At 67.8% G+C, this 14,494-nt stretch carries 13 protein-coding genes, 1 tRNA gene and 1 pseudogene; 6 read left to right on the top strand and 9 right to left on the bottom strand.

Annotated features, from left to right (window positions below; translation table 11 throughout):
* On the top strand, positions 1-1,953 hold a 1,953-nt coding region (locus ABSF49_RS14410; protein ID WP_424113350.1), incomplete at its 5' end, for a penicillin-binding protein 1A.
* A gap of 94 nt (positions 1,954-2,047) precedes the next feature.
* Here ABSF49_RS14410 and ABSF49_RS14415 read toward each other — a convergent pair.
* The 4 genes and pseudogenes from ABSF49_RS14415 to ABSF49_RS14430 form a co-directional block, all read right to left on the bottom strand.
* Positions 2,048-2,752: pseudogene (locus ABSF49_RS14415) on the bottom strand (sulfate/molybdate ABC transporter ATP-binding protein); the annotation flags it as partial.
* 40 nt (positions 2,753-2,792) lie between these two features.
* Positions 2,793-3,668, bottom strand: a complete 876-nt coding sequence (gene cysW / locus ABSF49_RS14420) for a sulfate ABC transporter permease subunit CysW (protein WP_424113351.1) — start codon at positions 3,666-3,668, stop codon at positions 2,793-2,795.
* On the bottom strand, positions 3,661-4,512 hold the full coding sequence (gene cysT, locus ABSF49_RS14425; RefSeq protein WP_424113352.1) for a sulfate ABC transporter permease subunit CysT: 852 nt from the start codon (positions 4,510-4,512) through the stop codon (positions 3,661-3,663). The genes cysW and cysT overlap by 8 nt, the downstream gene beginning before the upstream one ends.
* A 161-nt stretch (positions 4,513-4,673) precedes the next feature.
* Positions 4,674-5,705 (bottom strand): sulfate ABC transporter substrate-binding protein, encoded by a 1,032-nt coding sequence (locus ABSF49_RS14430; RefSeq protein ID WP_424113353.1) that lies wholly within the window; start codon positions 5,703-5,705, stop codon positions 4,674-4,676.
* 172 nt (positions 5,706-5,877) lie between these two features.
* On the opposite strand from ABSF49_RS14430, the gene prfB reads away from it, so the two are divergent.
* Positions 5,878-7,006 (top strand): peptide chain release factor 2 gene (gene prfB, locus ABSF49_RS14435; protein WP_424113354.1). Its coding sequence is split into 2 segments (ribosomal slippage): positions 5,878-5,946 and positions 5,948-7,006, totalling 1,128 coding nucleotides; the frame shifts between segments, so codons are not numbered across the junction.
* 170 nt (positions 7,007-7,176) lie between these two features.
* Here the strand turns inward: prfB and ABSF49_RS14440 are convergent.
* A complete protein-coding gene (locus ABSF49_RS14440) occupies positions 7,177-8,454 on the bottom strand; it encodes an AmpG family muropeptide MFS transporter (RefSeq protein WP_424113355.1) in 1,278 nt (425 codons plus the stop codon).
* A 130-nt stretch (positions 8,455-8,584) separates the two neighbouring features.
* Entirely contained in the window at positions 8,585-9,214 is a 630-nt protein-coding gene (locus ABSF49_RS14445; RefSeq protein WP_424113356.1) for an outer membrane protein, read from the bottom strand.
* 98 nt (positions 9,215-9,312) lie between these two features.
* Between ABSF49_RS14445 and ABSF49_RS14450 the strand changes: the two genes are divergently transcribed.
* Positions 9,313-10,434, top strand: a complete 1,122-nt coding sequence (locus ABSF49_RS14450; protein ID WP_424113357.1) for a phenylacetate--CoA ligase family protein — start codon at positions 9,313-9,315, stop codon at positions 10,432-10,434.
* Positions 10,435-10,466: 32 nt separating this feature from the next.
* Here the strand turns inward: ABSF49_RS14450 and ABSF49_RS14455 are convergent, their stop codons facing one another.
* Positions 10,467-10,679 (bottom strand): YgaP family membrane protein, encoded by a 213-nt coding sequence (locus tag ABSF49_RS14455; RefSeq protein ID WP_424113358.1) that lies wholly within the window; start codon positions 10,677-10,679, stop codon positions 10,467-10,469.
* Positions 10,680-10,746: 67 nt separating this feature from the next.
* Positions 10,747-11,391 (bottom strand): Crp/Fnr family transcriptional regulator, encoded by a 645-nt coding sequence (locus ABSF49_RS14460; protein ID WP_424113359.1) that lies wholly within the window; start codon positions 11,389-11,391, stop codon positions 10,747-10,749.
* A 206-nt stretch (positions 11,392-11,597) separates the two neighbouring features.
* Here ABSF49_RS14460 and ABSF49_RS14465 point away from each other — a divergent pair.
* From ABSF49_RS14465 to argE, 3 genes are all read left to right on the top strand, one after another.
* Positions 11,598-11,682: transfer RNA gene (locus ABSF49_RS14465), tRNA-Tyr, on the top strand.
* Between the two features lie 243 nt (positions 11,683-11,925).
* Positions 11,926-12,921: a GGDEF domain-containing protein gene (locus ABSF49_RS14470; RefSeq protein ID WP_424113360.1), complete on the top strand. Its 996-nt coding sequence runs from the start codon at positions 11,926-11,928 to the stop codon at positions 12,919-12,921.
* 178 nt (positions 12,922-13,099) lie between these two features.
* Complete coding sequence (gene argE, locus ABSF49_RS14475; RefSeq protein WP_424113361.1) at positions 13,100-14,266, top strand: acetylornithine deacetylase; 1,167 nt, start codon at positions 13,100-13,102, stop codon at positions 14,264-14,266.
* Here argE and ABSF49_RS14480 read toward each other — a convergent pair.
* The coding region (locus tag ABSF49_RS14480; protein ID WP_424113362.1) for a glutamine amidotransferase-related protein at positions 14,255-14,494 on the bottom strand (240 nt) is incomplete at its 5' end. The two genes, argE and ABSF49_RS14480, sit on opposite strands and share 12 nt — an antisense overlap.

Consider the following 14,494-nt stretch of genomic DNA (forward strand, 5'->3'; position numbering starts at 1 on the left):
CGCATCGAGTCCGCCTATTCCAAGGACAAGATCCTCGAGCTCTATCTCAACGAAATCTATCTCGGCCTCGGCAACTACGGCGTCGCCGCTTCCGCGCTCGGCTATTTCGACAAGTCGGTGCATGAATTGTCGATCGCAGAGGTCGCCTATCTCGCCGCGCTGCCGAAGGAGCCGAGCGCGCTCAATCCGTTCCGCAACCACGACCGCGCCGTCGAACGGCGCAATTACGTGATCGGCCGCATGGCCGAGGACGGCTATATCACCGCCGAGCAGGCGAAGGCCGCCCGCGCCGAGCCGCTGGTCGTCACCCCGCGGGTGCAGACCCCCAATTCGATCGCCGCCGGCTTCTTCGCCGAGGAAGTGCGGCGCGAGCTTTCCGAGCGCTACGGCGAGCAGAAGCTCTACGAGGGCGGCCTGTCGGTGCGCACGACGCTCGATCCCAAGCTGCAACTGATGGCGCGAAAGGCGCTGGTCGACGGGCTGGTGCACTACGACGAGGCGCACGGTTGGCACGGCACGGTCAAGACGATCGACCTCGGCCAGGACTGGGGCGTGCCGCTCGGCGACATTCCCGAATACGGCGACATCAAGCCGTGGCGGCTCGCGGTGGTGCTCGACGTCTCCGACACCGCGCTGCGGATCGGCTTGCAGCCGGAGCGCGACAAGTCGGGCGCGCTGAGCGCGCAACGCGAAACCGGAATCGTCAGCCCCGACGGGATGAAGTGGACGGGAAAGAAGCCGAGGGCGCTCGCCAAGTCCGGCGACGTCGTCTACGTCGAGCCGGTCGCCGACAAGGCCGGCGAGTTTCGCCTGCGCCAGATTCCGGAGGTCTCAGGCGCCTGCGTGGCGATGGATCCGTTCACCGGCCGCGTGCTGGCGATGGTCGGCGGCTTCTCCTACGACCTATCCGAGTTCAACCGCGCCACCCAGGCGATGCGCCAGCCGGGTTCGTCGTTCAAGCCGATCGTTTACGCCGCCGCGCTCGACAACGGCTACACGCCGTCGTCGATCGAGCTCGACGAGCCGATCTCGATCGACCAGGGCAACGGCGAAATCTGGACGCCGCAGAACTTCGAGGGCAAGTCTGGCGGACCGCACACCTTGCGCTTCGGCGTCGAGCACTCGATCAACCAGATGACGGTGCGTCTCGCCCGCGACATCGGCATGCCGCTGGTCGTCGAATACGCCAAGCGCTTCGGCGTCTACGACAATTTGCCGCCCTATCTGTCGATGTCGATCGGCGCCGGCGAGACGACGGTGCTGCGCATGGTCACCGCCTATTCGATGTTCGACAACGGCGGCAAGCGCATCAAGGCGACGCTGATCGACCGCATCCAGGACCGCTGGGGCAACACGATCTACAAGCACGACGAGCGCATCTGCCCAGGCTGCGACGCGGCCAAATGGGACAACCAGGACGAACCCAAGCTGATCGACAAGCGCGAGCAGGTGATCGATCCGCTCACCGCCTACCAGATCACCTCGATCATGGAGGGCGTCATCCAGCGCGGCACGGCGGCCGGCGCCGGCATCAGGGAACTGGGCAAGCATCTGGCCGGCAAGACGGGCACCACCAACGAGGCCAAGGACCTGTGGTTCGTCGGCTATTCGCCCAACCTCGCCTTCGGCGTGTTCATGGGCTACGACAAGCCGCGTTCGCTCGGCGACAGCGCCCAGGCCGCGCTCTACACCGCGCCGATTTTCCGCGACTTCATGAAGCTGGCGCTGAAAGACACGCCCGACACGCCGTTCCGCGTGCCGCCCGGCCTCAAGCTGATCTCGGTCGACGCCCACAGCGGCATGCGCTCGAGCGGCCCCGGCTCGATCATCGAAGCGTTCAAGCCCGGCACTTCGCCGCCCGAGGCCTATTTCGGCGACAGTCCGACCGACCCCAACGGCTTCTCGCCCGACGTCGAGAAGGCGGTCGGGACGGGGCCTGGCGGGCTCTACTAGCAGCCTGTAGACGCGGCCTCTGGCCGCCATTGTGTAGACGCGGCCGCTGGCCGCGTCGGCGCGATCCCCGATCGCGCCTACAGTCACTTCAGGCGAGGAATTCGCGCACGAACGGCGTCGCCGGGGCTTGGCTGACCTCGTGCGGCGTTCCGACCTGCTCGATGCGGCCGGCGTTGAGCACGGCGACGCGGTCGGCGAGATCCATCGCCTCGCTCTGGTCGTGGGTGACGAAGACGGTCGTCAGCCCGGTGCGGTCGTGGATTTCGCGCAGCCACAGGCGCAGCTCCTTGCGCACCTTGGCGTCGAGCGCGCCGAACGGCTCGTCGAGCAGCAGCACGCGCGGCTCGATCGCCATCGCGCGGGCGAGCGCGACGCGCTGGCGCTGGCCGCCCGACAATTGCGCCGGATAACGCGCGCCGAGGCCGGGAAGCTGCATCATGTCGATGAGCTCGTCGACCCGCCGCGCGATTTCGCGCCGGCTCGGCCGCGCGCGACGCGGCCTGACGGTCAGGCCGTAGGCGATGTTGGCGGCGACCGTCATGTGGCGGAACAGAGCGTAGGACTGGAAGACGAAACCGACCCGCCGCTCCTGCACCGTCAGCCGCGTCGCGTCGTCGTCGCCGAAGCTGAGCCGGCCGCTGTCGGCGGTCTCGAGCCCGGCGATGACCCGCAGCAGCGTGGTCTTGCCGCAGCCCGAGGGTCCAAGCAGCGCGACGAGCTCGCCCGGTTCGATCGTCAGGTCGATCCCCGAGAGGACCGTCTGGTCGCCGAAGCGCTTGCTGACGCCGGCGATCGCGATGCGCTGGCCGGCGGCGCGGGGCGCCTCGGTCGTGCGGCGGTCATCGCGCGGCTTGGCGCGCGATTCCCCTGTCGCTTCGCCACTCGAGCCAGGACTTGAAGCCGAGGGTGACCAAGGCGAGAAAGGCGAGGAGGGAGGCGAGCGCGAAAGCTCCGGCGACATCATACTCATTATAGAGGATCTCCACCTGGAGGGGGATGGTGTTGGTGAGGCCGCGGATGTGGCCGGAAACCACGGAGACCGCGCCGAACTCGCCCATCGCGCGCGCGTCGCACAGCAGCACGCCGTAGAGCAGCGCCCATTTGACGTTCGGCAGGGTCACGGTGAGGAAGGTCTTCCAGCCGCTCGCCCCCAGAGTCAGCGCGACTTCTTCCTCCGCCGAGCCCAGTTGCTGCATCAGCGGAATGAGCTCGCGCGCGACGAAGGGGAAAGTGACGAACAGCGTCGCCAGCGCGACGCCTGGCAGCGCGAAGATGACGTGCAGACCGTGCGCGGCCGTCCATGGCCCGAGCAGCCCCTGGGCGCCGAACGTCAGCACGAAGACGAGGCCGGCGACCACCGGCGACACCGACAGCGGCAGGTCGACGAGGGTGATCAGCAGGTTCTTGCCGACGAAGTCGAATTTGGCGATCGCCCAGGCCGCGGCGATTCCGAAGGCGGCGTTGAGCGGCACGACGATCGCCGCCACCGTGAGGGTGAGCGCGATCGCGGCGCGCGCGTCGGGGTCGAAGAGCGCCGTGACATAGGCGGCGGGGCCGTGCGACAGGGCTTCGCTGAAGACGATCGCCAGCGGCAGGACGAGGAACAGCGTCAGGAAGCCCAGCGCGACGGCGATCAGCAGCCGGCGGGCGCCGGGCGATTCGCTGGCGACCGCGCGCGGACTGAGCAGGACGGTCGGGAGGCCGATCTCAGACATCGCCGAGCCTCCGGCGACTCCAGGCGTGAAGGAGATTGATCGTCAGCAACATGACGAAGGAGACGGCGAGCATGATCGCGGCGACGCCGGTCGCTCCCGCGTAGTCGTATTCCTCGAGCTTGACGACGACCAGCAGCGGCGCGATCTCGGAGACGTAGGCGATGTTGCCGGCGATGAAGATCACCGAGCCGTATTCGCCGACGCCGCGCGCGAAGGCGAGCGCGAGGCCGGTGAGCAGGGCCGGGACGAGCGGCGGCAACGCGACGCGCAGGAGGGTTCGCAGCCGCGAGGCGCCGAGCGTCGCCGAGGCCTCCTCCAGCTCCTTGTCCAGCTCCTCGATCAGGGGTTGGACGGTGCGCACGACGAACGGCAGGCCGACGAAGGTCAAGGCGACGAGGATGCCCCAGCGGGTGAAGGCGATCTTGACGCCGATCGCGGCGAGCGGCGCGCCGAGCCAGCCGTTGGGCGCATAGAGCGCGGCGAGCGCGATGCCGGCGACCGCGGTCGGCAGCGCGAAGGGGAGATCGACCAGCGCGTCGGCGAGCCGGCGGCCGGGGAAGCGGTAGCGCGTCAGCGTCCAGGCGACGACCGCGCCGAAGACGACGTCGATCAGCGCGGCGGCGAACGCGACGCCGAAGGTCGTCTTCAGCGCCGCCAGCACGCGCGGCTCCATCGCGACCGCCCACAGGCCGGCAAAACCGAGCGACGAGGCTTTGGCGACCAGCGCGCCGAGCGGCAGCAGGACGATCAGCGTCAAGTAGACGAGCGTGAAGCCGAGCGCCGGCGCGAAGCCGGGCAGCGCGCTCGGCTTCTTAAACGCGAGGCCGGCGATCGACAGGGTCATGAGGTCGGCGCGCGTCGTATTTGGACAGCGCTGCTCTCAGTCGTCATCACGAGCGACAGCGAAGCGATCCAGACGAAGCAACCGCCGCAATCCCTGAGTCTGGATTGCTTCGCGTTGCTCGCAATGACGGTGGAGATGATTCGACGGGAACGGGCCATGTTCTAATGCCCCGCCTTCTGGATCTGGTCGAACACGCCGCCGTCGGCGAAATGGGTCGCCTGCGCCTTTTTCCAGCCGCCGAAGGCGCCGTCGATGGTGACGAGGTTGAGCGTGGGAAAGCGCTTGAGATCGGCTGGATCGGCGAATTCGGGATGAGCGGGGCGGAAATAGTTCTTGGCGATGATCGCCTGCGCCGTCGGCGAATAGAGGAACTGCAGATAGGCTTCCGCCTGCTTGCGCGCGCCCTTGGCGTCGACGTTGGCGTCGACCACCGACACCGGCGGCTCGGCGAGAATCGACAGCGACGGCGCGACAATCTCGAACTGGTCCTTGCCGAACTCCTCGCTGGCCAGGAAGGCGTCGTTTTCCCAGGCGATCAGCACGTCGCCGAGGCCTCTCTGGGCGAAGGTGATGGTCGAGCCGCGCGCGCCGGTGTCGAGCACCGGCGCGTTTTTGTAGATCGCCGCGACGAAGTCCTTGGTCTTGGCCTCGTCGCCGCCGAACTTCTTTTCGCCGTAGGCCCAGGCGGCGAGATAGTTCCAGCGCGCGCCGCCGGAGGTCTTGGGATTGGGGGTGATCACCGAAACGCCGGGCTTCACGAGATCGTCCCAGTCGTGGATGCCCTTGGGATTGCCCTTGTGCACGAGGAACACGATCGTCGACGTGTAGGGCGCCGAATTGTTCGGCAGCCGCTTCTGCCAGTCGGCCGGGATCTTGCCCGTCTTGGCGGCGATCGCGTCGATGTCGGCGGCGAGCGCCAGCGTCACGACGTCGGCCTCGAGCCCGTCGATCACCGCGCGCGCCTGGGCGCCGGAGCCGCCGTGCGAGTTTTGGATCGTCACCGCCTCGCCGGTCTTCGTCTTCCACTCGGCGGCGAAGGCGGCGTTGATCGCCTTATAGAGTTCGCGCGTCGGGTCGTAGGAGACGTTGAGCAGCGTGACGTCGGCGCGCGCGGCGGTCGTCGCGGCTGTCGCCGCAAGGACGGCGAACCCGGCGAGCCAACCAAGGGAACGCAAGACAGTGAGGAATCGCATGCCGACTGATCCTTGCTCGATCGCTTGTGGCGTAATCTCTTTTCTATATCTATATGTTTAATAGATTTACTGCGCGATGGCAAGCGGACCTGCGGACGAGCGCGCCGCGGCGCGCGTTTACATCGCGGCGTTCGCCCACTAGGTTGCCCCGCCAATCGAGGATTCCCTGCCGATGCGCGCCGAAGCCGAACAGCTGGTCGAGACGATCAAGCAGTCCTTGGGACTGCTGAGGAGGCATCTTTGACGTCGATGCCGCGACGCGCCGCCTCGCCGAACTGAACGCCAAATCCGAAGATCCTGAGCTGTGGACCAAGCCGGACGCCGCGCAGAAGCTAATGCGCGAGCGGACGATGCTGCAGGATCGGCTGGGATCGCTCGCCAAGATCGAGCGCGAACTCGACGACGCGGCGACGCTGGTCGAGCTCGGCGAGCAGGAGGGCGATTCCGAGACCGAGAACGAAGGCCTGGCGCAGCTCAGGGCGCTGAAGGCGGAAGGCGAGCGCCGCGAACTCGAGGCGCTGCTGTCGGGCGAGGCGGACGGTCTGGATTCCTACGTCGAGGTGCATTCCGGCGCCGGCGGCACCGAAAGCTGCGACTGGGCGCGCATGCTGCTGCGCATGTACGTGCGCTGGGGCGAACGGCGCAAATTCGATGTCGAGGTGCTCGAAGAGACCGCCGGCGACGAGGCCGGCGTCAAGTCGGCGACCATTGTCATCAAGGGCCATAACGCGCACGGCTGGCTGAAGACCGAGTCGGGCGTCCACCGGCTGGTGCGCATTTCGCCGTTCGACGCCAACGCGCGCCGCCACACCAGCTTCGCCTCGGTGTGGGTCTATCCGGTGGTCGACGACCGCATCCAGATCGACGTCAACGAGGGCGATTGCCGCATCGACACTTACCGCGCTTCCGGCGCCGGCGGCCAGCACGTCAACAAGACCGAGTCGGCGGTGCGCATCACCCACATCCCGACCGGCATCGTCGTCGCCTGCCAGCAGGAGCGCTCGCAGCACAAGAACCGCGCCACCGCCTGGAACATGCTGCGCGCCCGGCTCTACGAGCGCGAACTCGAGATCAAGGAAGCCAAGGCGACCGCCGACGCCGCCTCGAAGACCGACATCGGCTGGGGCCACCAGATCCGTTCCTACGTGCTGCAGCCCTACCAGATGGTCAAAGACCTGCGCACCGGCCACACCTCGGGGACGCCCGCCGAAGTGCTCGACGGCGACCTCGATCCGTTCATGGAGGCCTCGCTCGCCCAGCGCCTCTCCGGGCGCACGGTGCAGGTCGAGGACGTCGATTAAGGCTTCGCGGTCGTCATGGCCGTCCCCGGACTTGATCCGGGGATTGACCCGGCCATCCAAGCCGTGACGGCGACGGCTGTGCGCGGAAGCGACGAGCGCGCCGCGCTTGCTTCGGCGCCTGGATGACCGGGTCAATCCCCGGATCAAGTCCGGGGACGGTCATGACGGCGCTAGGTAGATTGCGATTGCGAATCGCGCGCGGCCAGCCGCCAGACGATCAGCGTCAGCACGACGACCGGTATGCCGATCGTCGCCGTGGCGATGAAGAATCGGACGTAGCCGAACGCGTCGACCATCACGCCGGAGAGGCCGCCGACGAATTTGCCCGGCAGCGCGTAGAGCGAGGACAGCAGCGCGTATTGCGTCGCGGCGAAGGCGGGCGAGACCAGCGACGACATGGAGGCGATCAGCGCCGCGCCGGCGAAGCCCGAGGCGAAGCTCTCGACGCTGACGGCAAGCGTCAGCAGCGACATTTGCGCGCCCGAGGCGGCGAGATAGGCCAGCGTCAGGTGCGAGGCGGAGGCGGCGAAGCCGCCGATCAGCAAGCTCGGCATCCGGCCGAGCCGCGCCACCGCGACCCCGCCGCCGAACGCGCCCGCCATGCCGATCCACACGCCGTAAAGCTTGGAGACGGTGGCGATGTCGGACTTGGAGAAGCCGAGATCGATGTAGAGCGGATTGGCCATCACGCCGGAGACGAAGTCGGGCAGCCGGTAGATCGCCACCAGCGCGAGGATGACGACGAGCGTCGCGCCGTAGCGGCGGACGAGATCGGCGAGCGGCTCGCCGAACGCCGCGACCCGCGCCGCGGCCTCGCGCGGCGGCGAATCGAGCCGCGGCGACAGCAGGCAGCCGCCGATTCCCACGACCATCAAGCCCGCCATGGCGAGATAGGCGGCGCGCCAGCTGACGAAATCGGCGAGGTAGAGCGCGCCGGCGCCGGCGCACAGCATCGCCAGCCGATAGCCGAGCTGATAGATCGCCGCCATCATGCCTTGCCGCTCGGGCGGCGCCGCGTCGATGCGCCAGCCGTCGATCGTCGCGTCCTGGGTTGCGGCGGCGAAGGCGGTGAGGAAGGCGAAGACGACGTTCCAGGTCAGCGCCTGCGCGGGATCGCCGAAGGCGAGGCCGGCGAGGCCGAGCGCGACGCCGATCTGGGCGGCGAGCATCCAGCCGCGCCGGCGGCCGAGCAGCGCGCCGAAGCCGGGCGGATCGAAGCGGTCGATGATCGGCGCCCAGGCGAACTTGAAGGCGAAGGCGAGCGCGGCGTAGCTCATCAGCCCGATCGCCGAGCGCGACACGCCGGCTTCGCGCAGCCATACCGATTGGGTGGAGAAGATGAGCAGGAACGGCAGGCCGGAGGAGAAGCCGAGCGCCAGCATCAGCGCCAGGCGCGGGTCGCGCAGGACTTGCGACAGCGGCGGCGATTGGCGATGCGGCGCAGACATGCCGGCACCATGGCGCCGGAACGGTTAACGGCAAACTGTCGGCGGGCTGGGCGCCGGCCGCCGCGCGCTGGACAAAAAAGAAGCGCCGCCCCGCCAATGCGGAGCGGCGCTGGAATTCGGCGGCGTCGACTCAGAAGCGGTAGTTGGCGCCGACCTCGACGATGTTCTCGTAGTTCTTGATGGCGGCGATGTAGTCGAAATTGCCGGTCATCGCGACGTTCTTGCTGCCGTAATTGATGTAGTCGTATTCGCCCTTGATGCTCCAATGGGCGTCGAGCGCGTATTCGACGCCGACGCCGAGCAGCAGGCCGGTGTAGGTCGCGGCGCCCGCGGCGGACTCTCTTTCGGTGACCGGTCCGCCCTCGGTGTCGAAGGTGAAGCTGTAGGTGTCGCTGAACTTATAATGCGCCCAAGCGACGCCGATCTTGCCGAACACGAGCGCGTGGTCGAGCGCATAGCCGAAGCGCGCGGCCAGATCGCCGGCGACGTCGCTGCTCGTCTTCAGCGTTTCCGTGCCTTCGAAGTCGTTGAACGAAGTGGAGCCGGTCAGTCCGGAGCCCCACACTTCGCCTTCGACGCCGAGAACGAAATTCTGCATTTGATAGTTGCAGCCGGCTTGTGCGCCGCCGATGCCGCCGTTGGTGTTCATGCCGGCGCTCGGCATGTCCCAGACATCCGTCGTCGGAGTCCAGTTCGAGTTGCCCCAATCAATGCCCGCGTGAACGCCGACGTAGCAGCCGGTCCAGGTGAACGGCGCCATCGCGGGCGGCGTGGCAGGCCGCCCAGACCGCCAACCTGCTGCGCCACGCGACGGATCGCTCGCCGTTCTGGCGCAGCCGCATCGGCGCGGAGAAGGCATTGGCCAAGTTGCCGATTCTCTCTCGCGCCGATCTGCGCGACCAAGTGAGCCGGGAGGGCGCGCTGCTCGGCCCCGCCGATCGAATCGCCGTCAAGACGCATGCGAGCTCGGGGTCGTCGGGCGAGCCGGTGTCGTTCTTCATTTCGGAAATGAACGGGAACTACAACGCCCTTCGCTCGATTGCGCAGTATCTCCTCGAAGGCCGCGATCTCACCTTGAACCGGACCCGGATCAAGTCTTCGAAAAAGATGATCGAAGGCGGTTTGGCGGTCGAGCGCGAGAGGTCGTGGCTCGCCGCGCTCGCGCCCTACATCAAAGCCGGCGGCAGCAGACGCATGGATATTCTTCGTCCCGACATCGATCGGATGTGGGCCGAGATGAAGAAGGAGCCGATCGGCTATCTCGCGACGTCTCCGAGCGCGCTCGAGTCGCTGCTGCAGCGTGTGGAGCCGATCGAATTCAAACGCGCCGGACTGGCGATGCTCGTCCTCATCGCCGAGCCGCTCGATCCTGAGGTTCGTCGGCGCTTCGCCGAGGTCGGCGTGCCGGCGCGCGAGACCTACTCATGCGAGGAAGTCGGCCCGATCGCCTTTGAATGCGATCGCTGCGTCGGCCATTTCCATGTCGCGACCAGCAATGTGATCGTCGAGACGGTCGGCGAAGAGCGGCTCGCCGTCGACGGGTCGGCGGTCGGCGAAGTCCTCTTGACCCATCTCCATTCCTACGCGACGCCGTTCATCCGTTACGAGATCGGCGATCTCGCCGCGCTTGCCGAACGCTGCCCGTGCGGCCACGACGGGCCGACGCTGTCCAACATCGTCGGCCGCACCAAGGGCCTGCTGAAACATCCCGACGGTCGTCTGCTGCGCATCCATATCCGCGCCGGCGACATGACGGCGATCGCGCCGCTCGACGAATATCGAGTCCGGCAGACCGGCCCGGCGACGCTGGTCGTCGAGATCGGCGGGCGCGCGTCGCTGACGCCGGCCGAAACCTCGGCGTTCGTCGACGCGATGCGGGTCCGCGCCGGCGAGGGGTTCTCGATCGAGGTGCGCGCCGTCGAAAAGATCGACTGGGGCCGCAGCGTCAAGCGCCTGGGCTTCCACAACGAGATCTTGTGACGGACGCCCGGAAATGATCGCGACGCCGCCGCTCAGACCTTCTTCGGCATGGCGCAGGTCGTCAGGCCGAGCACGCTGTAGAGCGGGCACGAGCCGACGGCGCCGGTCGCGAGCGGGATGATTCCGATCCAGCCGACCCAGTTCCAGCCCGTCGCTGGCCAGAACAAGCCGAGCGCGAACGCGATCAGCGCCAGTCCGACGATGACGCGCAGGACGCGGTCGATGGTTCCGACATTGATCGTCATAAATCTCTCCTGGCTCCGATGGCGCGGCGGAACCTAGGACGGAGGAAACGGCGCGTCTGTGACCTCGTCACCCTTGCGTCGCGCTCGCTCGGGCGAGGCGGTCTGGGTCGACGATGACGATGTGGGCGCGTTCGACGCGAATGAGGCCTTCGCGTTCGAAGCGGTTGAGCGCCCGCGTCACGACTTCGCGCGCGCTGCCGAGTTCGGCGGCGATCGCCTGATGGGTGGCCTCGACCGCGCCATCGCGGGCGCGGGCGATGAGGAGGCGCGCGAGTCGTTCGGGCAGGGCGTGGAACAACACGTCGTGGATGACGACGACGAGTTCGCCGACCCGTTCGGCGTAGTTGCGCAACACGGCGCGGCGGAACGCCGCATCCTCCGCCAGCAGCCGCTCGAAGGCGGCGACCGGCACCAGCCGCGCCGCGACGTCGGTTTCGGCGATCGCTTCGGCCAGCATCGTTTCCTGGCGCAGCAGCGCCGAGGTGGTGAGCAGGCAGGAATCGCCGGCGCCGAGGCGATAGAGCACGACTTCGCGGCCGGTGTCGGCGGTCAGCCCGACGCGCACGCGGCCGCTCTCGACGACGATCCAGCCGCGGGCGGAATCGCCCGGGCGGAAGATGGTCTCGCCGGCGCGAAAACGCACCGGCAGGCCGCCGACGCGCCGCGCCGCCTGTTCGGCCTCGGCGGTTTCGTCCGGCCTGGTCTCGCCCATCGTCTGTCTACCTGCGCCGTCGGCGATTGGGCGCGCTTGGCAGGCTGCGTCAACTGCCGCCGCTTGGCGACGCGGCGCTCCGCCGCGCCGGTCGAGCGCTCTCGAGCCGCTTTTAGCTGTTGACAGGGTGGGATAGGCGAAAGATAAGGCGGCCCGATAGCGCCTCGGCTTGTCCGAGGCGTTTTCGCCTCCGGCCCAGCGCCGAAGGGGGAGTGTCCCGAGCGGCAAAGGGGGCGGACTGTAAATCCGCTGGCTAAGCCTTCGTAGGTTCGAGTCCTACCTCCCCCACCACTCTTTTCTCTACACTTGTTTTTGCAGCCAAATTCGTCGCCGATGGCCGGCCTTCGCCCTGCGGCGGGGGATGCGGAGTCCTTGCCTTCGCCAGCCGGACGGCGCCAGTTGAGTTTCGCTGCGAGTTGCGGCAATTGGACGTTCGGAAAGCCGGGACGAGCGCTTGGGGGCGGTCGATCCTGCTTCGGCGCGACGTGCGCGGGCGGCGAAGCCGGCGAAAGCGCAGCCGGTCGGGGGGTGGCATTGGGATCTTTCATTGCGCGCGCGCTGCAAATCGTCGCCATGTGCGGCGTCGTCGCGCTCGGCGGCTTCGTCTGGCGTCAATCGACCGAGAATTCGTTCATCGAAGCCTGCGTGTTCGGCATGATCGCGCTCAGCGTGTTCGCCGTCGGGGCGGGCTTCGCCGACGCCAAGGTCGCGGGTCGGGGATCGACGATGCTCACCCTCGAACCGCCCGCAGAAAGCGGCCTCAACGCCGCGGAGCAGCGCTTCGCCGCCGATCTCGCGGTGATCGTCAAGCTGCTGCAAGCGCACGTGACCGCCAACGCCGGCTATTCGGAATCGCTGGCGCGCGCCAACGTCGACCTGCCGCAGTTGAACACCTCGGACGAGATCCGCGCCGTGGTGCTGACGCTGATCGAAGAGAATCGCAAGATCCAGACCAAGATGGACGAGCTGTCGGCCAGCCTCGACGAGTCGGTCAACAAAATCGAGAAGTTGCGCTCCAATCTCGCCGACGCCAACGACAAGGCGATGCGCGATTCGCTGACCGGGCTCGGCAATCGGCGCTTCTTCGATGAGGAACTCGATCTCTCGTTGAAGGACGCCGACGCTCTGTGCCTGTTGATGTGCGACCTCGACCGCTTCAAGGCGATCAACGACAAATTCGGCCATGCGGTCGGCGACATGGTGCTCAAGCAGTTCGCCGACATTTTGGCTGCGGCGGCGCGCCGCGACGATTTCGCCGCGCGGCTCGGCGGCGAGGAGTTCGCCATCGTCATGCCCGGCATTTCGCCGATCGAGGCGGCGCGGCTGGCCGAGCAGATCCGCCGCCAGCTCGAGGGGAAGAAGTGGATGCTCGGCAGCGGCGCGGCGCTCGGCAAGGTGACGGCCTCGTTCGGGGTCGCGCGCCGACGCGCCGGCGACTCCGCGGCCGACCTGTTCAAGCGCGCCGACGCCGCGCTCTATCGCGCCAAGTCGGACGGCCGCAATCGCGTCTTCGCCGATCTCGACGCCTGAGCGCCCGGCCGCGCGCCTTGGTGGGGCGCCGCGAATGTGTTAGCCAAAGACAGCGGCGACGGCGTCTGGTCGATTGCGCGAGCCTCACCTCGAGCGAACTGACGCGCCGGCGCGCGCCGCGACGGTCAAGGGTCGAACGCGCCAAAGGGCAAGCCACGAATTGAGGGAGCCCGACGCGATGAGCGGCGAGAGTCTAGCCCGCGCCCGTGAAATCCTGCAGCGCCTGGTCGGCTTCGCCACCGTCAGCGACCGCTCCAATCACGCGTTGATCGATTACGTTCAGGGCTATCTCGAAGACCTCGGCGTCGCGACCTGGCGCGCGCCCAATTCCGCAGGCGACAAATCGGCGCTGATGGCGACGATCGGCCCGGCGGTCGAAGGCGGAATCGTCCTGTCCGGCCACACCGACGTGGTGCCGGTCGACGGCCAGAAGTGGAGCGGCGACCCGTTCGTCTTGCGCGAGGCCGACGGCCGGCTCTATGGGCGCGGCGCCTGCGACATGAAAGGCTTCGATTCCGTCGCGCTGGCGATGGTCCCCGAATTTCTCGCCGCCGGACTGAAGCGGCCGATCCATATCCTGCTCAGCTACGACGAAGAGACGACCTGCCTCGGCTCGCGCGACCTCATCGCCCGTTTCGGCTATGAGACGCCGCGCCCGGCGCTGGCGATCGTCGGCGAGCCGACGATGATGACCGCGGCCGACGCGCACAAGGGCGTCGCGACCTTCCACACGCGCGTCACCGGCGTCGAAGCGCACTCGGCCAAGCCGGCGCTGGGCGCCAACGCGGTGGCGATCGCCGCCGACATCGTCAGCGAGATCGGCCGGCTGGCGCGCGTCTACGAAGCGGCGGAACTTTGCGACCCGCGCTTCGACCCGCCCTATTCGACGCTTTGCGTCGGCGTGATCCACGGCGGCACGGCGCGCAACATCCTCGCCCGCCAATGCGACTTCCAATGGGAGTTCCGCGGTCTGCCGGGCGTGTCGGTGGCCGAGGCGGCGGCGAAGGTCCAGGCCTTCGTCGATCAGGTCGCCTTGCCGCGCCTGACCCGCTTCGTCAGCGGGCCGACGATCGAGACGATCATGGACGTCGACGTGCCGGCGCTCGCCGCTCAGGCCGACAATGCCGCCGCCTCGCTGGCGCTCAGGCTGACCCGCTCGAATATTCTGAACGCCGTCTCCTACGCCACCGAAGCGGGGCACTTCCAGGCCGCCGGCCTGCCGACAATCGTCTGCGGGCCCGGCTCGATCGACCAGGCGCACAAGCCCGACGAATTCGTCGCGATTTCGCAGCTCGCGGCCGGCCTCGATTTCATGCGCGCTTTGGCGGTCGAGCTAGCGCGCTGAGGCGGCCTTCGCCTCGGCCATCGCCGCAACGAAGCGGCGGAAGAGGTAGTGGCTGTCGCGCGGCCCCGGCGAAGCCTCGGGATGGTACTGCACCGAGAAGGCCGGGCGGTCGGTCAGCGCGATGCCGCAGTTCGAGCCGTCGAACAGCGACACGTGGGTCTGGCGCGCGTTGGCCGGCAGCGTCGCCGGATCGACGGCGAAACCGTGGTTCATCGACACGATCTCGAC

Source organism: Roseiarcus sp. (assembly GCF_049514155.1).
GTDB lineage: Bacteria > Pseudomonadota > Alphaproteobacteria > Rhizobiales > Beijerinckiaceae > Roseiarcus.